Origin of the sequence: Shewanella psychropiezotolerans, assembly GCF_007197555.1 — a bacterium.
GTDB classification, from domain to species: domain Bacteria; phylum Pseudomonadota; class Gammaproteobacteria; order Enterobacterales; family Shewanellaceae; genus Shewanella; species Shewanella psychropiezotolerans.
In genome coordinates, this window is the sequence record NZ_CP041614.1 from 4,273,933 (window position 1) to 4,293,387 (window position 19,455).

Annotated in this window: 14 protein-coding genes and 2 pseudogenes; 6 read left to right on the forward strand and 10 right to left on the reverse strand. The window is 43.2% G+C overall.

Annotation, left to right across the window (positions count from 1 at the left end):
• The first annotated feature begins 114 nt into the window (after positions 1 to 114).
• Positions 115 to 624 carry a diguanylate cyclase domain-containing protein gene (locus FM037_RS18850; RefSeq protein WP_144047250.1) on the forward strand — a complete coding sequence of 170 codons (510 nt, stop codon included), beginning with the start codon at positions 115 to 117 and terminating at the stop codon, positions 622 to 624.
• A 102-nt stretch (positions 625 to 726) separates the two neighbouring features.
• Here FM037_RS18850 and FM037_RS18855 read toward each other — a convergent pair whose 3' ends face one another.
• The 9 genes and pseudogenes from FM037_RS18855 to FM037_RS18895 all read right to left on the reverse strand — a co-directional run bounded on the left by FM037_RS18855 (position 727) and on the right by FM037_RS18895 (position 14,266).
• Complete coding sequence (locus tag FM037_RS18855) at positions 727 to 1,986, reverse strand: tetratricopeptide repeat protein (protein WP_144047251.1); 1,260 nt, start codon at positions 1,984 to 1,986, stop codon at positions 727 to 729.
• Positions 1,987 to 1,988: 2 nt separating this feature from the next.
• Positions 1,989 to 2,609, reverse strand: coding sequence for an energy transducer TonB (locus FM037_RS18860; protein ID WP_144047252.1), 621 nt, complete (start codon positions 2,607 to 2,609; stop codon positions 1,989 to 1,991).
• Between the two features lies 1 nt (position 2,610).
• Entirely contained in the window at positions 2,611 to 3,015 is a 405-nt protein-coding gene (locus FM037_RS18865; RefSeq protein WP_041419965.1) for an ExbD/TolR family protein, read from the reverse strand.
• Between the two features lie 13 nt (positions 3,016 to 3,028).
• Entirely contained in the window at positions 3,029 to 3,553 is a 525-nt protein-coding gene (locus FM037_RS18870; RefSeq protein WP_144047253.1) for a MotA/TolQ/ExbB proton channel family protein, read from the reverse strand.
• Positions 3,553 to 4,908, reverse strand: coding sequence for a MotA/TolQ/ExbB proton channel family protein (locus tag FM037_RS18875; protein ID WP_144047254.1), 1,356 nt, complete (start codon positions 4,906 to 4,908; stop codon positions 3,553 to 3,555). The genes FM037_RS18870 and FM037_RS18875 overlap by 1 nt, the downstream gene beginning before the upstream one ends.
• Complete coding sequence (locus FM037_RS18880; RefSeq protein WP_144047255.1) at positions 4,908 to 5,690, reverse strand: DUF3450 domain-containing protein; 783 nt, start codon at positions 5,688 to 5,690, stop codon at positions 4,908 to 4,910. Before FM037_RS18880 ends, FM037_RS18875 begins: the two co-directional genes overlap by 1 nt.
• Positions 5,691 to 6,961: 1,271 nt before the next feature.
• Positions 6,962 to 9,781, reverse strand: coding sequence for a TonB-dependent receptor domain-containing protein (locus FM037_RS18885; protein ID WP_185976855.1), 2,820 nt, complete (start codon positions 9,779 to 9,781; stop codon positions 6,962 to 6,964).
• 621 nt (positions 9,782 to 10,402) lie between these two features.
• The gene (locus FM037_RS18890; protein WP_144047257.1) at positions 10,403 to 11,602 is read right to left on the reverse strand and encodes a porin; all 1,200 of its coding nucleotides are present in this window, start codon (positions 11,600 to 11,602) and stop codon (positions 10,403 to 10,405) included.
• Between the two features lie 229 nt (positions 11,603 to 11,831).
• Positions 11,832 to 14,266: pseudogene (locus tag FM037_RS18895) on the reverse strand (DNA polymerase II).
• Between the two features lie 131 nt (positions 14,267 to 14,397).
• Between FM037_RS18895 and dinG the strand changes: the two are divergent.
• The 5 genes and pseudogenes from dinG (at position 14,398) to FM037_RS18920 (ending at position 19,116) form a co-directional block, all read left to right on the forward strand.
• Positions 14,398 to 16,469, forward strand: a pseudogene (gene dinG / locus FM037_RS18900) (ATP-dependent DNA helicase DinG).
• Between the two features lie 9 nt (positions 16,470 to 16,478).
• Positions 16,479 to 17,252 carry a sulfite exporter TauE/SafE family protein gene (locus FM037_RS18905; RefSeq protein ID WP_144047258.1) on the forward strand — a complete coding sequence of 258 codons (774 nt, stop codon included), beginning with the start codon at positions 16,479 to 16,481 and terminating at the stop codon, positions 17,250 to 17,252.
• 2 nt (positions 17,253 to 17,254) lie between these two features.
• Positions 17,255 to 17,929, forward strand: a complete 675-nt coding sequence (locus FM037_RS18910) for a primosomal replication protein (protein WP_144047259.1) — start codon at positions 17,255 to 17,257, stop codon at positions 17,927 to 17,929.
• A 9-nt stretch (positions 17,930 to 17,938) separates the two neighbouring features.
• Entirely contained in the window at positions 17,939 to 18,637 is a 699-nt protein-coding gene (locus FM037_RS18915) for a DUF2057 domain-containing protein (RefSeq protein WP_144047260.1), read from the forward strand.
• A 209-nt stretch (positions 18,638 to 18,846) separates the two neighbouring features.
• On the forward strand, positions 18,847 to 19,116 hold the full coding sequence (locus FM037_RS18920) for a late competence development ComFB family protein (protein ID WP_144047261.1): 270 nt from the start codon (positions 18,847 to 18,849) through the stop codon (positions 19,114 to 19,116).
• A gap of 172 nt (positions 19,117 to 19,288) precedes the next feature.
• On the opposite strand, the gene FM037_RS30480 is transcribed toward FM037_RS18920, so the two are convergent.
• On the reverse strand, positions 19,289 to 19,390 hold the full coding sequence (locus tag FM037_RS30480; protein ID WP_407695667.1) for a DUF6538 domain-containing protein: 102 nt from the start codon (positions 19,388 to 19,390) through the stop codon (positions 19,289 to 19,291).
• Between the last annotated feature and the right edge of the window lie 65 nt (positions 19,391 to 19,455).

Genomic DNA, 19,455 nt, shown 5'->3' on the forward strand with positions numbered 1-19,455 from the left:
GTGCAATTGCTTGTTATTTTCTATACTTATTGCAAACGTACAAAATTATTTGTACTGCTATATTTATACAGCTATCTCAATCTTCTTCTTTGTAGGACCGAAAGGAGCCAGTCTATGATCTATTCATTTCGCAACTCAGGTTTCAGAGATCCAGAAACTGGCGTCTATAATCAAACCTACTTTATGGAGGTTTTCAACCGCGAATGGCATCGCCATATCAGAGATCACCAAAGTCTGGCTCTATTGTATCTGTGCCCGCACATACATGAAACAGTTAAGCAACCTCATCTGCTCGAATTCTTTATGAAACAGGTACAAGAAGCCATCTTAAGAACAACAGACCTGGTAGCGAGACTCAACAATAACAGCTTTGCATTAGGGTTATTCAACATTGATGAGGCTGGGACTCAGATTGTGTTGCATAGAATTGAAAAGAAAATTGAAAACTTCAATATAGAATACGGCAAAAAACACACGAGTCACATCGATTACGAACTCGCTGGCTATACTTGCACGCCGGCGCGTAACCTAAGCATAGAGTTGATTTTTCAAGACGTAGAGAATTTAACTCATGAATTAGAGATGGAAAAACATCGACATATTGAGTTGAGGCAGATGCAGTAAATGAAGGTTCTAAGTTCTAGTAAGATTGCAGTTTTCTAGGAATTCACAGCAATAAAAAAGCCCCTTTCGGGGCTTTTAAAAACTCATTTAATCAAGTTAAAGTTACAGTGTTACGTTATGAACACGTGCCTTCTCTTTGATATAAGAGATATAACTCTTCGCTGAACGAGCCGTCTTCTTATCCTTCGCCGCTAACTTAGCACGCGAATAAGCAGACTTATATTGCTTAAGGTTTAAATAAGCAAGTGCTAGCTCAAATTGAGCCTCACCCGGATTATCAATGCCCGCGTCGAGTGACTTCTTAAACGCGGAAACAGCGGCTTTAGACTTACCATCCAGAGACAGGATTCGACCCTGTCTTAGATAATATTTGCCATTGTTGCCCGCATCTGCAGCCTTACCATAATATGAAGCAGCTTCTTTCAACTCTTTCGCGTTGTGATAGAAACCAGCCAAAATCCCAAGAGTTTTCTCTTCCTCTTTGATCATGCCCGACTTCATGTGCTTCTCATATATTTTGGCTGCACGGTATGGCGAACCATTCTGTGCAAGTAGCTGAGTTAAACGAGTAATGTTACCCGCAGTCTCAAGAAAACCATTTTTATAAGCAAGATCATAAGTGGCTAACGACTTAGTGTACTTTTCAGTCATCAAATAAAACTGAGCTAACTGAACCCAAAGACGTTTATCATCCTGGAAAAGTGGCACCATGGTTTCTAGCACTTTTACCGCTTCCGGATACTTCTTCTGATTGAAGTAAGCCGTTAGCTTCATCTGATACAAACCTTTATCAGGCTTATCAGACAGTGATAGTCCCTTGTTAGCGGCCTCAAGAACCTTGTTCCAGTTCTTCTGCTCTGAGTAACCAATACCTATACGACGGTAGACTTGAGCATCCTCTTTACAGGTAAACTCCATCCACTTGTAGTAATAAGTGATCGATTCTTTAAACTTCTTCTCTTGAATCAAGAGGTCGGCATAAAGTCTCAGCGTCGCAGCATGGTCACCGCCACCTAAGATATCGGCATCGACAGCAGTCTTAAGATACTTAATTGCTGTACCCATCTGAGACTTTTCGGCGTAGAAATTACCCAACATGCGGTCAATATATGCTTTATCGAAATCACTCTTAGGGTTGGCCTCGAGTAATATCGCGATGGCTCCGTCAACGTCGCCTTCAGTATAAGCTTTGAAAGATTTTTGCACTTTCTTCGCTGCACTTTGACCAACGGCTTTAGACTTACGACTCTCGATAGGACACTTCTCGACAGCCGATGCTGCCGGAACTAGTGCTAAACTACCACCAAAAGAAAGTAATAAAGCGGCAGCTATACTAGTCGTTCTTAAACTAAGTTTACGCATCGTTATCTGCCTCCTTTGTCTAAGGTGAAGTCCAACTGAACTTTCATACCAGTTTGTCTAAGTGCCTTACCGTCAACAATCTTCGGCTTATATTTCCACTTTTTAAGTGCGCGCCTAGCTTCTTTGTTAAACAATCGCTTAGGTTCAGCCTTAATAATTTTAACGTCTTCAACACCACCGAGTTCGTTAATGGTAAAGCTAAGCTGTACCCAGCCTTCTTTACCATCGCGTGCTGCGGCTATCGGATACTGAGGCTCGATGCGAACGATAGGCGTAGCATCACCATCGCGCGTCATCATGTTACCCAGTTTAAAGCCTGTGTTTGCACCACCAGTTTCAACACCACCCATGTTAAATGACATGTTTGTATCTATGTCAGATGAACTGTCAGGCGGAGTTGTATCCGGCTTAGGTGGCTGCTCAGGTGGCGCAGGAGGCTTAGGTTTAACCCTAGGTTTCTTCTGTGCTGATGCATCCTCTTTGCTCATGGTTATTTCGATGATAGGTGATTCTGTTGAAGCATCGTGGCGGGTTGGACCGCCACCTATCAAAAATGCCATGAAGACAAATAAGGCATAAGTCACAGCACCACCAAGTAGTAATGATACTATTCCTCTAAGCATATTAGTCTTTCCCCGCCGATACAGATATCTTATCTACGCCCGCCTTCTTCACACTATCCATTACCTTGATAACCAGACCATGCTTGGCATCTTTATCGGCTTGGATTAGCACGGCCGCTTCTGGAGCCTCTGCAAGCATACGCTCTACGTTTGCAGTTACACGCTCGATATCGACCAGACGGTTCTCCATCATAATGGTTCCTGTCTTGCTCACACCGATGAAGATGTTAGCAGAGGGCTTCTTAGTCGCTGTAGACGCTTCTGGCTTGGTATAATCAAGGCCTGAAGGTTTAACAAACGAAGTTGTTACAATGAAGAAGATCAACATGATAAACACGATGTCTAGCATCGGTGTCATATCAATTTGAGCTTCCTCTTCCACGCTGGAATGCTTTCTACGTGCCATGTTCAATCTCTCTCTAGTGGTGACGCATGCTGTCTTTTAGCTTTTCTAAACTGATTTTCATCTTAGCGTCCAGACGAGTACTAAAGAATACCCCCGATAACGCCGCTACCATTCCCGCCATTGTCGGCATGGTCGCCATTGAAATACCAGCTGCCATCATACGAGCATTACTCGTCCCATGAACTGCCATCACATCGAATACCGAAATCATACCTGTCACTGTGCCTAAAAGACCTATCATAGGGCAGATGGCAACTAAGGTTTTAATAAACAGCATACGTGCATTCAAATTTTGTTTCGCTTGGGAAAGCCAGGCTTCACGGATGCGGTGTGCATACCAAGAGGTAGAATCCTCTCGGGCATCCCATGAGGTTATGATTGCCTTATGTTCGTTTGGTGATATCCAATTGAGATACCAGTAACGTTCAAGCATCAATACCCACATGACAAACAACACTGCCGCGACCAACCAGAGAACATCGCCTCCGGCGGCCATAAAGCCCCTGACGGAATCCCAGATATCCATCAGGAATAACATTAGGCGTTCCTCTTCTCAGCGTGAGTCGCAACCATGCCTGCACTCTGTTCTTCAAGTACCTGTACGATTGACTTACTGCGAGCAATAACAATTGCGTGCATAAGCATCAGAGGTAGAGCAGCGACCAGACCCTGTACAGTAGTCATCAATGCCATCGAGATACCGCCAGCCATAAGCTTAGGATCGCTAGTACCAAACAACTGGATGCTTTGGAAGGTAGCAATCATACCGGTTACTGTACCGAGTAGACCCATCATAGGTGCGATTGCAGCGAGTACCTTAATGATCGAGATACGAGCCTCTAGTGCCGGTGTCTCTTTCAGAATGGCTTCATCAAGCTTAAGTTCCAGCGTTTCAACATCGACATCTTTGTTGTCGTGGAAAGCCTTAAGAATACGACCTAAGGCATTGTCACCTGGGTTATCCAGATTTTTGCGTTGGGCTTTAACTTTAGCGCCTACAAGAGTAAGCGTGACTATACGCTCGATAGAGATGATGGCACCGATAATAAGCAGGCCAATAATGATGTAACCGATAGTTCCACCCGCTTCGATACGATCTTCAATAGTCGGCTTCTGCGTGAAGATGCTCAACAACACACCCTTAATAGGATCTATGTAGAGAGGAGCGATACCAGAAGTGATATCCTGAAACTTAGACACAGCTTTGACTTGGTAACCGGATGGTTGCTGCGATAGCTCCTGAATCAGACCAAGGTCGGCGTTATAAACAACATATTTACCATCGGCAAGTAAGTTAAAGGCACCCACTCGTGTGATGGTCGTATTACGGATATTACCGTCGATATCGGTAACAGCACCTTCGAAGTTGACAACCTTGCCAGACTGCGCCATTTCAAATAACTGCTCTTCCCAGAAACGCTCCAGTTCGTCGATCTTTGGCAGTTGCTTACGCGCACCAAGTTCTGCGATGAAGACATCACGTCCAGGATATTGAGCACTGATGTTAGACGCTACCAGTTTACCGGAGAAATCACCGGCATCACCTTTAACGACACCGAACATCTCACCCAAGTCACCTTGAGCCGTTTTTAGGTTCTCTTCCAACTCGCCAATTTTGCGCTCGTTATCCAAGAAAGCTTGGCTTAAATCTTTACCGCGTTGACGCTCGGTAGCTAAAGCATTCTTTTCACGTTTAAGTAGAGCGGCCTTATCGCCACGTTCATTTCTGAACTCTTGCTCACGCTTCTTGTTTGTCTTCGAAGCATTAGCACGATCTGTTTGAACCTGCTTAAGCAGCTGGTCGATCGTTTTAGGCGCATCTGCTGCACTCGCAATACCTGAAGATAAAACCAGGGTTGCAGCAACGATTGCTGTAGTTATTAACTTCTTCATTATTGTGCAGCCTCCGCAGCAGGGATTGGTAACGAGAATAGATCCGGAGCACCCTGTTTACGTGCAATGCGGATGCCTTTAGTCAGTTCACGAAGATAGCTTTCATCTAGCTCATCCCATGCCTTAGTTTCATCGTTAAACATCCAAGCTGACTTCTGGTCTAAGCTCTGTGCATAAAGGGCTACTCGGCCTAAGTTGAAGAAATCAACCAAGACCTCTTTACCATTGAGTTCAAGCTGACCGGTTTTAACGGCAACGAAACTGCCGTATTCACGCTCGATGCTGTATGCATCAAGGATCAGACGAAACTTCTCGGCAAGTGTCACTTCTGCACTGTTCAATAGTGCCTTAAGATTGTTTACGCGCTCAATACGAGTTTCTTGATTGAAAGGAAGATCCAGAGCAATAAACTGCTCCAGTGCGTCAACCATCTTAAACATAAGAGGAACAACACCTTGACGAAGTGTATCAACGCCATTGATGTCATCTTGAATTAATTTCATTGTTGCTTCTTGGTCTGCTACCAGACCAGCAACGTAATCGTTGTAAGATTTTAGTGATTCGCGCTCATCTGCAACTGAACCATACTCGAACACCATGTCCTGAGCTTGGTCAAAGTACTTATCTACTTTCTTTTGAGATGTTGCTGCTTCAGCGTGAATTTTGCTGTCAGCCTTCTGAACGTCAGAAAGAGGATCTGCAATCACTAAGTTTGAGCCAGCTAAGGCTAGTGCGCCTACGAGCGCTGTAGCGATTTTTGTTTTATTGCTTACCTTGGACATAGTTCCCAACCAATTTGAAGTAAAATTAAAAAGGTTTAACTTATTAACAACATGGAATTCCGCTTATATTTGCGATAATTTCCTGCTTATAAGTATGTCTTTCTCTTGTGATTGTTAATTATTATCTTATTTTTCTACACCGAATAAGGTGTAGCACCGCTGGCATCATTTCACAAATTGTTGACCTGTGTCAACAATTGAAACGACCTAAAACTAGTGAAAAAAGGCATTAGAGGGGGGAAAAGCTACAAAAGGCAGGTTTTCGAACAAGTCATATATCATATGATTAACAGGAGTCAGGGCTTAAAGACAAAAAAAACGCTGTAAGACTTTGGTTTTAATTAACAATAACACAGCAACAAGTTGGCAATATTATTCACAATCTCGCAACAGTTGCTGATTTTACCAGTAAACTAATTATATATTCTCCTTTAAAAGCAATCCATTTCTTTGCTAAATGCTAATGTGTAGATTCAATTACATCCAAGATTCACACCGAGCGCACGACAAGGTTTGGCGTGACGCAGATCACAATGACAATTCTCTGGTGAGTGACTTAATTTCGACAGAACAGGATATTAGGTGATAATTCCATCATTTTCAATGTAGAGCGTTTTCACTGAACCCAAATGTGATGCTATGAAATATTCACAAAAACGCGCGATCTATTCTGTTGCGTTTTAGCGGTAAAAAATCAAGTCTTCAATACTATTTCTATAGAGTTAGGGTCTACTGCTTCGCGAACTCAATATTGTCTCTCTTTTTATCTACACTCCAAAATATTCTCTGGTTAAACAGTGTAGAAAGATAGGTCAGAATGGGAAGTGGTAAAATAGAGAGGTTTAAAATCATCCATGGCAGATCTATGTCCAAATTTACTATCCATACATATGACTGCACGACTAGCAGGCTCAGCTATTTAGAAGAGCGATTTTAAATATTGTCTCATTACTGTACTCCTGAAGTAGAAGAATCAGCATCTTATTTTGAAACCAAAAACTACCGAGATTAAACTCTTCTTTGATGTATTACTGGAGAACGTTGCCTATTAATCGCCACCATTTGCTTTAACCTTGCATTCAATTGTTGTTTTTGTTCATGAGAATAGTTTGTAGGCCTGTTTAATGGCTAACTAGTGGTGCATAACCAAAATATCGGTTACACATCTGACAAAGAGATACTGAAGTAATTCTAGAGACATTTTAATATAAAAAATGCCTATCAGTGATCACCGATAGGCATTACAAAATTAAAATCTATATCTTAATTATTTAAAACTTTTGCGATATTCTTACAAATGCACCACGACCATTAACTCTATAAGTTTCAGGGATTGTGCTAGCGTTAAATCCTTGATCAAGATATGGAGCTTTTTCATCGGTAATGTTAGTTACACCAAGAGTTATCTTTGTATTAGTTGGGAAAATATATGAACCCGTAATATCATGATACAACTGCGACTCAATATGTTGGTCTTGTTCATCGAAGAAGAAATATGGAGACTCAATTGAAGATATATATTCAGCACTATAAGTAATCGAAATATCTTCTAAACCCCAATTGAGAAAGAAATTAGCTTTATCAGTTGGATAAACATCTCTTGCAGTAGAAGTATCGATTCGCCCATTCAATTCAATTACATCAGCACCTTCATATGCAGTTTTCTCACGCTCAATTAAATGCGTCCAGTTTAAGCTTGTACGCCAATCACCAATACTAGTAGAAAAACTGTAAGTAATCTCAGTATCTAAACCCGTCGCTTTTTCGTCTGCAAGGTTAAGGTTGGTAGTATTGATTGTATCGATATTACCACTTGGCATACGATTTATCTGACCACAAGCTTCATCAATTCCTTCTTCATAACACAGATCCATAGTCGCTTGAGCACCTAAACCATCGATGCCTTTAGTTAACTCTATATCCCAGTAATCAACGGTTAAGCTAAAACCATCAATAAACTCTGGAGACCATGCCAAACCAACCGTAAATGTATCACCTTCTTCAGGTTGCAATTCTGGGTTACCACCAGAACGACCACGAACCTGAGTATCGGTTTGCTCATATCCACCAGCAGCTACACCAGATGCCATACAACGTGCTTGTCCATCAGCACTTAAGCCACCGTAGTTAATCGTACTACATGGATCGACAGCTTGGTCGAAATCATCGGCTGGCGAGCTGAACAGCTCATCTACAGATGGAGCTCGGAAAACATTACCCGCTGTAGCACGAACAAGTAAACTAGAAATCGGCATATACTTCAGTGAACCTTGTACCGAAGTATTACCACCAAATGAACTAAAGTTATCATAACGAACACCGACATTAGCTTCTAAGAGTTCAGCACCCGGAACACCAGCTAAAATAGGAACAACAAACTCACCAAAGAGACTGTTTACACGGTAACCGCCTTCAGTACCCGCTCCTTTGTTACCTGAAACTGCACCTTTCGCTTTACCCGAGTCAGGTGAATAAGTGTACTGTTCATCACGATATTCATAACCTACACTCATTCCAACATAACCTGCAGGTAATTCAAACAGTTCTGAATTAGTAAGGTTAAGAGTTAATACATCTTGACGAGTATTGTATGTATCTGTGAGGTCGGCTTCAACATAGTCCAATGCTTCTTGAGAAATATTTCCTTCCCCAAACATGTTCATTGGAGTACAACCTTCGATAATCGCACCAGCTTCACCACACTTTACGACACCATCCGTGTCCATAAAAGAAGCACCTAATGCATTAGCAATGTTTGCAGCAACAAACTGACCTTTATCTATATCTGTACGTGTACGGTAGCCCCAATTATAAGTGGCATTCCATTCCCAAACCTCAGCGAACTCACCAGAGAAACCTGCAACAGCTTGAACGTTAGTTACATCTTGTGAGAACTCTCGGTTACTTTCAGTAACACGACGTCTAACATCTGTTACATCGACACCGAATGGGTTGTAATAACTGTCGGCTGAAATACCTTGAGCAGCATTACCGTCAGCATCTCTCACATTTGCACCTGGATCAAATCGAGAATCATAAGGCATTGGAGCTAAACGCTGAATAGATTTACGATTACTCAAACGAATTGCACTTTCAAATCTCACAGAATCAGAGATTTCGAAATTCCCTTCAGTAAAGACGTTGATGCGTTCAAACGGGGTTTGTAGGTAGTTTACTGGAGAATAATTATAAAAATCATTATTTGCATCACGGAAACAACTCGTTGATGCAGGGACACTACCACTACATCCAGCTAGACTAGGATCAAAAACTTGTCCGCCAGTAGCACCATTAGGTAAGAATCGACCATTTGGAATACGTGAAGACCCCCAAAAAACAGAGTTATCATCAGTTAGGCCATTCTTTTCAAAATCTTCAACATCCCCTACGTGCAGAGGCTCTTGGAAATGCTTAACACCTTCGTACTGTCCCTGTACAGCGCCTTCTTGCTTGTTGTACTCTGCACCGAAAACGATATTACCACCGTCAAAAGCTTTACCCGCGATTAATGAAACAGAATCGTTAGCGGCCCCATCAGTGATTTCTGTCCACTCTTTTCGCTGAACACTAATTTCAACACCTTCGAAATCATTGCGAGTAATGATGTTTACAACACCAGCAACGGCATCTGCACCGTAAATAGCAGAAGCACCATCTTTAAGAATTTCAACACGCTTAATCATAGATGCTGGAATAGTTTGAAAGTCACCACCATCAACCGTACGTTTACCATTAATAAGGACTAGAGTTCTAATTGATCCCAAACCACGTAAGTTTACAGTTACAGCCCCCGAACCGCCATTGTTTGTCGTCGAAGTAACCACACCACCGTTCATTGCTGGAAGTTTTTGAATTAGCTGACCGATATCAGTGATACCGAGATCTTCAAGCTGACTTCTTTCAATTACTGTAACTGGGTTGGCACCTTCAATATCTACTCGTTTGATACGTGAACCCGTTACTGAAATTCTCTCTACGTTTGCAGACTCATCAGCCGCAAAAGCTGTTGGAGCTGTAATTGCTGCTGTTGCTGCAGCACCACTAATTAGTGCGAAACGCACTGAATTAGCTAATAAGCTATTTTTGTACATGTTGTTTCTCCCTGGACTCTTATTTTTTATATTTTTTAAATGCATTAGAATGAACACAAATCGTTACATTGGAATACATTCGCAAACAAATAAGACCACACATGAAACATTTAATCAACAAGTACACGCTAACTTTCACAGACGTTCCAGTTTATTGATTATTTTGTATACAATAAAGATTTATAAGCTGATTTAAATCCTCACAAGAGTTGTAGTAAAATGCTCAGCGGTAAGAGAAGGAATGAACAAGAAGAAGGGATTAACTTTCGACATTATTAATTATCGATTTAAAAACAGCACATTAGAGTCACGAGAAAACATGGATATCGCTTTTGAATTTTTCATTCCCCTCATAACAAGATTAAATTAAGAGTGTTTTGACATAATTAAACTTGTATATGTCGACTCTAGCTCTCTACCACAGTTCTCGTTTACGTAAACTTTAATGTACGGTTTGTCAGTTTTTGTTTTTCAATCTGGAAAATAGAGTCTAGGAGATAGTAGTCATATATATTTGATGGGTTGGTTAATTACACAAGAATATTTACCCATATGAAGTATTCTTCGCACATAAAAAAACGCCCGTATAGGGCGTTTACAACAAGCTAAGTAGCCAGCTTATTACATGTAGTATCTAATGCCGATTGCCACGCCATCACTCTCATCTGGAGTCTGGTTTGCAACATTGAAGTCACTCATGTCTTTACGGGCTTCGATGTAAAGCATTGTCTGCTCATCCCACACATAGTGAAGACCCGCTACAATAAACTGACGCTTAAACTCGCCATCATTATAAAGTGCTTCATAAGCGTCGCCAGCCTTTAGGTAGTTATAAGCAAAGATAGGCTTAAGACCATTATCAAACTTGTAGCTGAACAGTGATTCAAGACCTACAGCATCAGGCATTAAACGACCAATGTTATCTGTATCATGGAATTCGTTCTTGTTGATGTTAATCGCCGCATAGAAACCAGGTTGTTCAAACCCGCCCCAAGTCAAACCAGCACCATAGATGTAGTCTGTTTCAGAGATACCTTCACCAGACTCCAAAGTACCGTCAAACTCACCTAAGTTAAAACCAGCAGTAAGCGTTAGCATATCTGTGGCAGCATAAGTGATAGAGCCACCAACAGTATTGTTGTATTCAATTGTACCTAAAGAGTCACCCGTAATAGCCATTGGGCTACCGATCATGACGCTATTATCAGCTGTCGGGAACATTAAAGAATTATCTTCAATCAGATCAAAACTATCTTGCTTTAGCTGCACTTGCAGGCCGAAGCTGACATCACCGAATGCATTACGGTATTGAACTGTGTTATCACCACGACCAGTACCGTTTACTGCACCATCGGCCTTGTTGTAAGTGTAAGTACCCGACGCATTACCATCCCAAGTGTTTACCAGGTTGGTGTTATAGACTACGTCGTACCAAACGCCCCACTGCTTACCGATAGAGAGTGAACCATACTTATCGTGTGCAAGACCTGCATAACCGAGACGGTTGGTAAGGAAGTCACCACTTTGAGATTCGAAGTTACTCTCGCTACTGTAAACAATGTCACTAGTACCAAATGGGTTTACACCCCACTCAAGTTTTACAAATGTTTTCCAGTCATTATCCATGTCACGGGTAAAACCAAAGTTGATACGTGATGAACCATTTACCACCTCTGTAGCACCTTGAGTGTTGATGATGCGGGCATCCATCCAACCGCCGATCTCTACTGAGTTTTTGTCATCTTTATAGATTTCAATTGCCGATACTGACGGGACAAATATGACGGCTGCCAATGCCGATGCTACTAAAGTTCTTTTCATGTGATGTCTAACCTTTATGTTTTCAGTCTGCTTGGTTCTATTTTTTGTCATTCCATTGTTCTTTGTCTTCCTAGTTGCAGCTGAGGTTAGCAAAAGATTAGTTATCGCTCAAAGACGAAAGTCACAAAAACCACCTGTTTTTTCATCATTTTAACCAAGAAAACCTTTTTATAGCAGACGATAAACCATTTGTTAACATAAAAGCAGAACAATCTTAAGAAAGTACTCACTAAATTAACGACATCTGCTTAGAGCTGATGTCCGAGAAGCGTTTATCGAGCAAACCTAGAACAGGTTCGGCGATGGGGCAAGCTGCCTTGTTAAATAGTAATGATAATCAATAATAGATTGACGATACTTAACCGGTTCGGCGCCGTTGAGTGTCATAAGGTACTCAATTTTAGTCCCCCTCTTTGAGAAACGCTCAGAGCCTGAAAAGTCGCACATCATTTTCGCCGCCTTAACATGAGGAGATGACTTAGCCGTATAATCGGCAATATCTCTACGCAGGCGCTTACTAAAGACGAGTTCTTCATCCAACTTGCCTTGCATCAGGTCATTGACCACCTCTTGTAAGAAGGCCATCACATCTTCTTTAGAAAATAGCCGGTAATAGAGTGCCTCTTGTATACGTCTGGCAAGCGGACTCCAGTCACTGCGCACTTGCTCCATTCCTTTAAAGACGAGCTGCAATTCTCCTTCATGATTAGTAAAAGCACCTACGTATCGTTTCTTAGACCCTTCAGTAGAACCTCTCAGAGTTGGCATAAAAAACTGCTCATAATGACATTCAAATTCCAACTCTAGATGACACGCTAAATTCATCTCTTTATCTAACTTATGTTTCCATCTAGTGTTAATCGTTTCAACTAAGCCCTTACCTATCTTATCGACATCGATATCCGTCGGATCTTTCCCCAGCCAGACAAAGGTTGAATCGGTATCGCCGTAGATGACCTGGTAGCCAAGTTCCTCAATCCAGGCTCGTGTCTGTTTCATTATCTGATGACCCCTTAGGGTAATAGAGCTAGCAAGCCTGGCATCATGGAATACACAACCACGGGAGCCTAATACGCCATAGAGAGAGTTCATAATTATCTTTATGGCCTGTGACAGCGGCGCATTCTTTTCGCTCTTCGCCTCTTCCCTATGCTCCGAGAGTGTTTTAATCAGCTCTGGTAATATGGGAGAATCCCGGCTAAATTTTGCTCCCAAGAAACCCTCAACATTATCTGCTTCAGGTTCCGACAGTCCCTTGATAAGTCCTTTAGGATCGATTAAGAAGGTTCTGATGATGGAAGGATAAAGGCTCTTAAAGTCGAGCACTAAGATATGCTTATAAAGGCCGGGGATAGAATCCATCACATAGCCACCCGGACTCTCTAATCCTTGGCTAGTCGCCATTGCGGGGGCAACGAAACCCGCCCTGTGCAGGTGAGGCAAGTATAAGTTATTGAATGCCGCTACCGAGGCGCCGACTCTGCCGAGCTCTAACCCGGTCAGCCTAGAACGCTCTAAAGCAAACTCAAACAACTGGGTTTTCTTGAACACATCCCACACCAAGCGGCTATCGGTTAAATTATAGTGGGCGAGCGCTGCTTTATTATGATGAAATAGCTCGGTTATCTCCTCTCCTCGATTCTCAACCCCCTTCTTACCGCTGGGCAATGCTTTGCCCTCCTCGAGCAAGGCACGTGCAACAGACTCTAATGAGAAACTATCGAATCGATAGAATGCCGCCTTTAACCAATCAATGCCGTCTAACACAACTCTGCCGGGCAGAGAAAGAGTCTCAGGACGGTACTTATCCGGAATTTTCCAGCTCAGTTCAGCGCCTCCCCTGCCGATTGCAAGCTTGATCCCATGTAGTTTTGCTCTTCTATAAACAAGCGCCAGATCGAACGTCACCACGGCCCAACCTATGATGATGTCAGGATCATACTCTGCAAACCAATCAATTAAACTGAGGATAAGTCCTCTCTCATCAGCTACCCACTCTATATAATCAGCTTGGTCATCAGATATTGCCGATGTATCGCTGCTTATCTCACAAGGTGAGCCCACCATGATCACTTTCTTATACTCGTCATTTGATGTCTTGCCGTAGAGGCCGACCGAGTAAAGCTCGCCCGACATACTGCATTCAAAATCGAGAGATATGGCTTGAAGTTGGATATCAACAGAGTTTTTTCTTGCTCGAGTGGCAGTAAAACTGGCCAGTCCTCCCTGCTTTTGAGGATCGAATTGACCGATAAACTCTACATCCAGCGCTATGTATCTCTCTATCAAGTATCTGTGTTCTGGACGAATATCAGTTTCAAACAGAGGAATGCCGAGATCGACAGCGCCTCTGATCACCTGTCTGAATACTTGTGATGAGCTCGCATAAATGGCGGTGACAGGGTCGCTATTAAAGTTATTAAGCGGCAGATCCACCAGTCTTAGTTTTGCTGACTGCGGCAATGCTTGCAGACTGGGCACAGCAGATGTTGCACAGAAACACATATATTCAGCATGAGGAACTTTGACTAAAACGGGGCCATCGGTGGTTTTAATATAATAATGCAGCCAAGCCATACCCGAATGCTGCACCGTATGGCGAGAAAGAATCCGCCCCTTAACCGATGAGGTTCCACTGAGCTCTAAAGAGGGCTTTACTGACATAATTTGTCTATCCAAAACAAGGACTCGATGAAAATGGGATCACATTTAACTCAATAATATAAAATTAGAGTAGTTAAGGCTATGCAATCACTGTTATTATGTACAGCTCTATTTCTCTTCCATATATACCTATGCTATCGGCCGACGTAAAAACACAGATCCGCTCCATATATAAAGGTATTGCAAACTCCTTGCCTGACTTTCGTCCAAGGCGTGAGCAAAACTACATAGTCGCCGAAATATCTAAGACCTTAGCCGGTGAATACGATAAAAGCAGGCGAATTATCGTGGTCGAAGCTGGCACAGGGATAGGTAAATCATTAGCCTACATATTAGGCTCTATTCCATTGGCACTGGCCAGTAAGAAAAAAGTCTGTATCGCCACTGCGACCGTAGCCCTGCAAGAGCAGCTGTTGCACAAGGACCTGCCCTTCTTTTTACAGCAATCTGAGCTAAACTTTACCTTCGGTTTAGTCAAAGGTCGGCAACGCTATGTTTGCCTATCTAAATTAGAGATGTTAATCGGATCCGATAACAGCACTCAGATGGCGATGTGGCAGACCAAACCCGACAACAGCCAGATAAAGCTGCTGCAGACATTATTGAAGCAGTACCATGAAGGTAAATGGAACGGCGAGCGTGACACCTTAGTCAAACAGCTCCCCGACCACCTATGGCAGCAGATAGCTTGTGATAAACACAGCTGTCACAGACAACTCGCCAGCCACAGGAATTGTCCTTTCCATAAAGCACGTGAAGATATCGATAACTGGGATGTGTTGATCGCTAACCACAGCCTCTTGTTTGCCGATCTGGAACTAGGTGGTGGAGTCATTCTGCCCGATCCCGAAGACGTGTATTACATCATAGATGAAGCTCACCACCTGCCAATGGTTGCCAGAGACTTCTCCAGCGCACAAACCACACTCAGGGGCGCAGTCGACTGGCTGGAGAAAATAGAGAAGACCTGTAGCAAGTTACAAAACCAAATAAAGAGTAACCACATCATAGGCCCGGCGCAGGCAATGCAGGACCATATTACCGATCTTACGGGTCAACTCACTCAGATAGCTCATTTTTGTGATAGTCAAACACACAGGTTCGACAATCCTGAGAATCGTTTACGCTTCGAGCATGGCAAGCTACCCCAGGCGCTGCTTATCCAGGCAGAGAACTTAGCCACGGTATCGACTACGGCCCTCAAGCAGTTCAATAAGATGTTAGCCTTGCTCAGTGAAGCCATAAAAGATGGCGATATTCCAAAACATCAAGCCGAACAGCTGCTCACAGAAACGGGCTTCATGTTGCAGAAGCTGGAAAATCTCCAGAAGCTGTGGAAGATGATGGCGAAGGAAGATCACCCCAAAGGGGCTCCTATGGCACGCTGGATTGAAATATTAACCGGTAAACAGACAGATTACCTGTTCAGTGCATCCCCCATAGAAGTCGGCTTCATGTTAGAAAAGCTACTTTGGGATAAGGCCGCAGGTGTGGTGCTTTGCAGCGCGACTTTACGAGCCTTAAATAATTTTAATCATTTCACCCATCAAGTTGGCCTGTCACTCAACGACGGTAGCCGCTTTCTAGCCATGGACTCGCCCTTCGACTTTGAACAGAATGCTACCCTGTTTCTGCCTCAGATGAACAATGAGCCTACGGACGAAAAATTCACCGAAGAACTCGCCCAGCAGATCTTAGCCCTGATTGAAGGTGAGATGGCCACCTTAGTCTTATTCGCATCTTATTGGCAGATGGAGAAGGTCGTCGATATGGTCGAGAGTAAGATCAAAACAGGCTTACTGATCCAAGGCACTATTTCCAGACAAGAAATTTTATCGGCCCATAAGAAACGATGCGATAACGATGAACCTAGTATCATATTCGGTACAGGTAGCTTCTCTGAAGGATTAGATCTACCGGGCGATTACCTGACTAACTTGATCATCACAAAACTGCCTTTTGCGGTGCCCACCTCTCCCGTCGAACAGGCTCACGCGGAATATATCAAGATAAAAGGCGGAAATCCCTTCATGCAGCTGACAATCCCCGATGCTTCGCGCAAATTAATACAGAGTTGTGGTAGATTACTACGCAACGAGCAAGACTATGGACGTATCACGATTTTAGATCGACGTTTAGTCACTAAACGGTATGGAAAATCACTGCTCGATGCACTCCCCCCTTCAGACGCGTAATTGAGTAGGATTTTTTTTTGGATTTACTGTTTGAACCCAGCACTTGGGCCATTCTAGCCGGGATCGGTTTACTCGCAGGTTTTATCGACGCCATCGCGGGAGGTGGAGGTTTACTCTCTATTCCGGCCCTTCTCGCTTTGGGCATCAATCCTCATACGGCACTGGGCACCAATAAATTAGCCGCATGCTTTGGGTCTTCTACGGCTGCCTATACCTATTATAAACAAAACCTATTCACGCCTCAGTTGTGGTACTACACCTTTATAGCCACTTTTTTCGGCGCGATAGCTGGCACCTTCATCGTCTCTCTTATCGATAGCCGTTGGTTAGAAAAACTGCTACCACTGATGATCATGATTATTGCGATTTACACGCTACTCAAACCCAATGCCATGGGCTGCAATACATTCACACCACTTAAGCAACCAGCGTCTAAAATTAAGCAATGGCTCCAAGGCTTTCCACTTGGATTTTATGATGGCTTCGCCGGGCCTGGTACAGGCGCATTCTGGACTATAACCAGTACCACTTACCATAAGCTGCCGCTTCTTCACAGCTGTGGCTTAGCCAGGGCAATGACATTCACCAGTAATCTCACCTCTTTAGTGATCTTTCTCACACTTGGGCAAGTGAATGTCATTATCGGTCTTTCAATGGGTCTATGTATGATGCTAGGTTCCTTTATCGGTGCAAGAACGGCGATAAAATTCGGCGTCCAGTTTATCAGACCCGCATTTATCACTCTGGTATTGTTGATCGCGGCAAAGTTAGCTTGGGATGCATGGGTCTAACTATGAATACGAATGAACTCCTAAGGCAGTTATCAGTCCAATTGAAGCAGCTAGAGCAGGACGTGCTTCAACACGATGCTAATTTGCCCAAGAGAGAGCAGAAACTGCTTAGAGATACCGACAGATTTAACGACCAACTCTTTATCCAATCCGGCGCTAAGCTTGCGCCCTGTATAGAACAGATAAACAAGAGTATTAAGCAGCTAGGTCAGCTGATAAAAGGTAACATATCTACCCATACCATAGCCTTGAGCTGTGAACGTATCCAAGATAGGTTTACCGCCGTAAGAAGAGCGCTAAATACCACCTCATTAGGGGCCAATTCGGCATCGCAGCAAAGAGCTTTTCGAGTCGCCCAAGCAAAGAGGCGTAGAAATAAGTCCCACGATGAGAGCGGCTTCAATTGGATCGCCGCCGGAGTCATGCATAATAGTCACCAACTGTATGCAGAGCTCAACAAACATCTCAATTGGGTGAGTAAATTTGAACAGAAAATCCTCATTTTGCAATCACAACTGAATAACTGTCATAGTGCTGACAAAATCCAGATGCAAAATGAGATCCTGTTGGTTCATCGACGACTAGGAAAGTGTCGACAAGCCATCAGCTATATAGAAGATCGCATTCAAGCGTTTGAGCGTCCATTCTCTCAAAACTATAAGCCTTTTAATCGTTAAGGAGCAACAATGAAGTCACTCATGTCTATCACCGCAATCTTGGCTCTGCTGGGTTCATCTTCGGCCCTGGCAGCTAATTTGAATATCCCAATGTCATTTGAATATCTGGCCATCGACGGTAAGAAAGTCGAAAGCAGTTTATTCAGCCATAAATCAGATCTTGAATTAGGCCAGGGCACACACAAGATTGCGATCCGTTACCATGATATGGTTCAAGATGATTTCAGTGACAGTGAAAGCTTTATCAAGTCATCTCCCTTCATCGTTACCCTTGCAGTTGATGGCGACTATGAGTACACATTGAAGCCCGCCGATGGCGACATCGTAAAACAACCTAAGTCTTTCGCTAAATCTCCGCAGGTGGTGATCACCCGCACTGACAAGGGGACTGTAAATTATAAGGTCCTTCAAACAGACTTCACCGAAGACTCCTTCGTGACTAGCCTATTTGGTGGCGGAAATAAACAAGACATTGCAGCGATAACGACTGCTGCTACTGGTGGAGCTGTGATTGCAGCCTCGGCAAGTTCGACACCGACGGCTCCAGTCAGTATCCCGGCCCCAATTGATGCTATGCCAATGGTTCCGGCTGCAGGGAATAAAGCCGATAAAGGCGAGCATGCCCAACAGATGTTGCAGTACTGGTGGCTTCATGCCGATGATAAGACCCGTAAAGAGTTTATGGGTTGGGCCATTCAGCAGCTATAAATACAGCCTCCATCTCGCTTAAAAGCCAAACGCCAGCATAACTTGCTGGCGTTTTTGTATCCGGATTTAGTAGAGGTGAGAGGCATTAATGCCGAATTAGCGCTAAAGTTATCTTTGAAGATATTGCACTTTTCTATTGCCGCTATATAAATATGATTGCAAACTGAACTATCTTTCTTATTAGACACTAACTGTCACGGAGCATCTGTATGCAATTAGAAATTCGAAACTATTACGAAGTCCTTCTTATGGAACTCTTGTCCGATGAAGGATTACTCGATGAATTACCGGAAGACTACCTGGCAGATCTTTGTTGTGTCACTCTAAACCAGCTCCCGGTTCGCTATATACGGCATCTGGTCGATACCTATTTTTTTGAGGATTACAGTGAGCTGTCCGAAATGAGATCTGAAATCCAAACCGCATTGGAGAAATCGAGAGCATTTCTCAAGGCTAACTTGCATAAGAAAAACAGCTGAAAATAATGGTTAGTCACTGAAGAAGTATTTTGAAATAGAAAAGGATGAACTAGGGGAGATTGGAGGTTCCCCTAGAGCCACACATCAGTACATTAGCCACATGAGTCACTTGCAGTGCTCCCTTGCATCTTCTTATAAAGTTGACCAATACTTGCAGTGACTTACGAGCAGCTTAAAATCTGTCTTTGGTGGCTAATGACTTTCTCAGCTCGCGCTTGCCAATACTAGAACGCAGAATTTCAGGTACGACTATACGCGCATACCATAACCAGATTGGAGCAAATAAGGAGAGTTTGTACTGAACTGATTCTCACGAAATGTACCACCAGAGGTGATTAT

Excerpts from the sequence above, each read along its gene's own strand:
- FM037_RS18850 (WP_144047250.1), top strand. The coding sequence starts at position 115 with ATGATCTATTCATTTCGCAACTCAGGTTTCAGAGATCCAGAAACTGGC.
- FM037_RS18855 (WP_144047251.1), bottom strand. The coding sequence starts at position 1,986 with ATGCGTAAACTTAGTTTAAGAACGACTAGTATAGCTGCCGCTTTATTA.
- FM037_RS18860 (WP_144047252.1), bottom strand. The coding sequence starts at position 2,609 with ATGCTTAGAGGAATAGTATCATTACTACTTGGTGGTGCTGTGACTTAT.
- FM037_RS18865 (WP_041419965.1), bottom strand. The coding sequence starts at position 3,015 with ATGGCACGTAGAAAGCATTCCAGCGTGGAAGAGGAAGCTCAAATTGAT.
- FM037_RS18870 (WP_144047253.1), bottom strand. The coding sequence starts at position 3,553 with ATGTTATTCCTGATGGATATCTGGGATTCCGTCAGGGGCTTTATGGCC.
- FM037_RS18875 (WP_144047254.1), bottom strand. The coding sequence starts at position 4,908 with ATGAAGAAGTTAATAACTACAGCAATCGTTGCTGCAACCCTGGTTTTA.
- FM037_RS18880 (WP_144047255.1), bottom strand. The coding sequence starts at position 5,690 with ATGTCCAAGGTAAGCAATAAAACAAAAATCGCTACAGCGCTCGTAGGC.
- FM037_RS18885 (WP_185976855.1), bottom strand. The coding sequence starts at position 9,781 with ATGTACAAAAATAGCTTATTAGCTAATTCAGTGCGTTTCGCACTAATT.
- FM037_RS18890 (WP_144047257.1), bottom strand. The coding sequence starts at position 11,602 with ATGAAAAGAACTTTAGTAGCATCGGCATTGGCAGCCGTCATATTTGTC.
- FM037_RS18910 (WP_144047259.1), top strand. The coding sequence starts at position 17,255 with ATGAATACGAATGAACTCCTAAGGCAGTTATCAGTCCAATTGAAGCAG.
- FM037_RS18915 (WP_144047260.1), top strand. The coding sequence starts at position 17,939 with ATGAAGTCACTCATGTCTATCACCGCAATCTTGGCTCTGCTGGGTTCA.
- FM037_RS18920 (WP_144047261.1), top strand. The coding sequence starts at position 18,847 with ATGCAATTAGAAATTCGAAACTATTACGAAGTCCTTCTTATGGAACTC.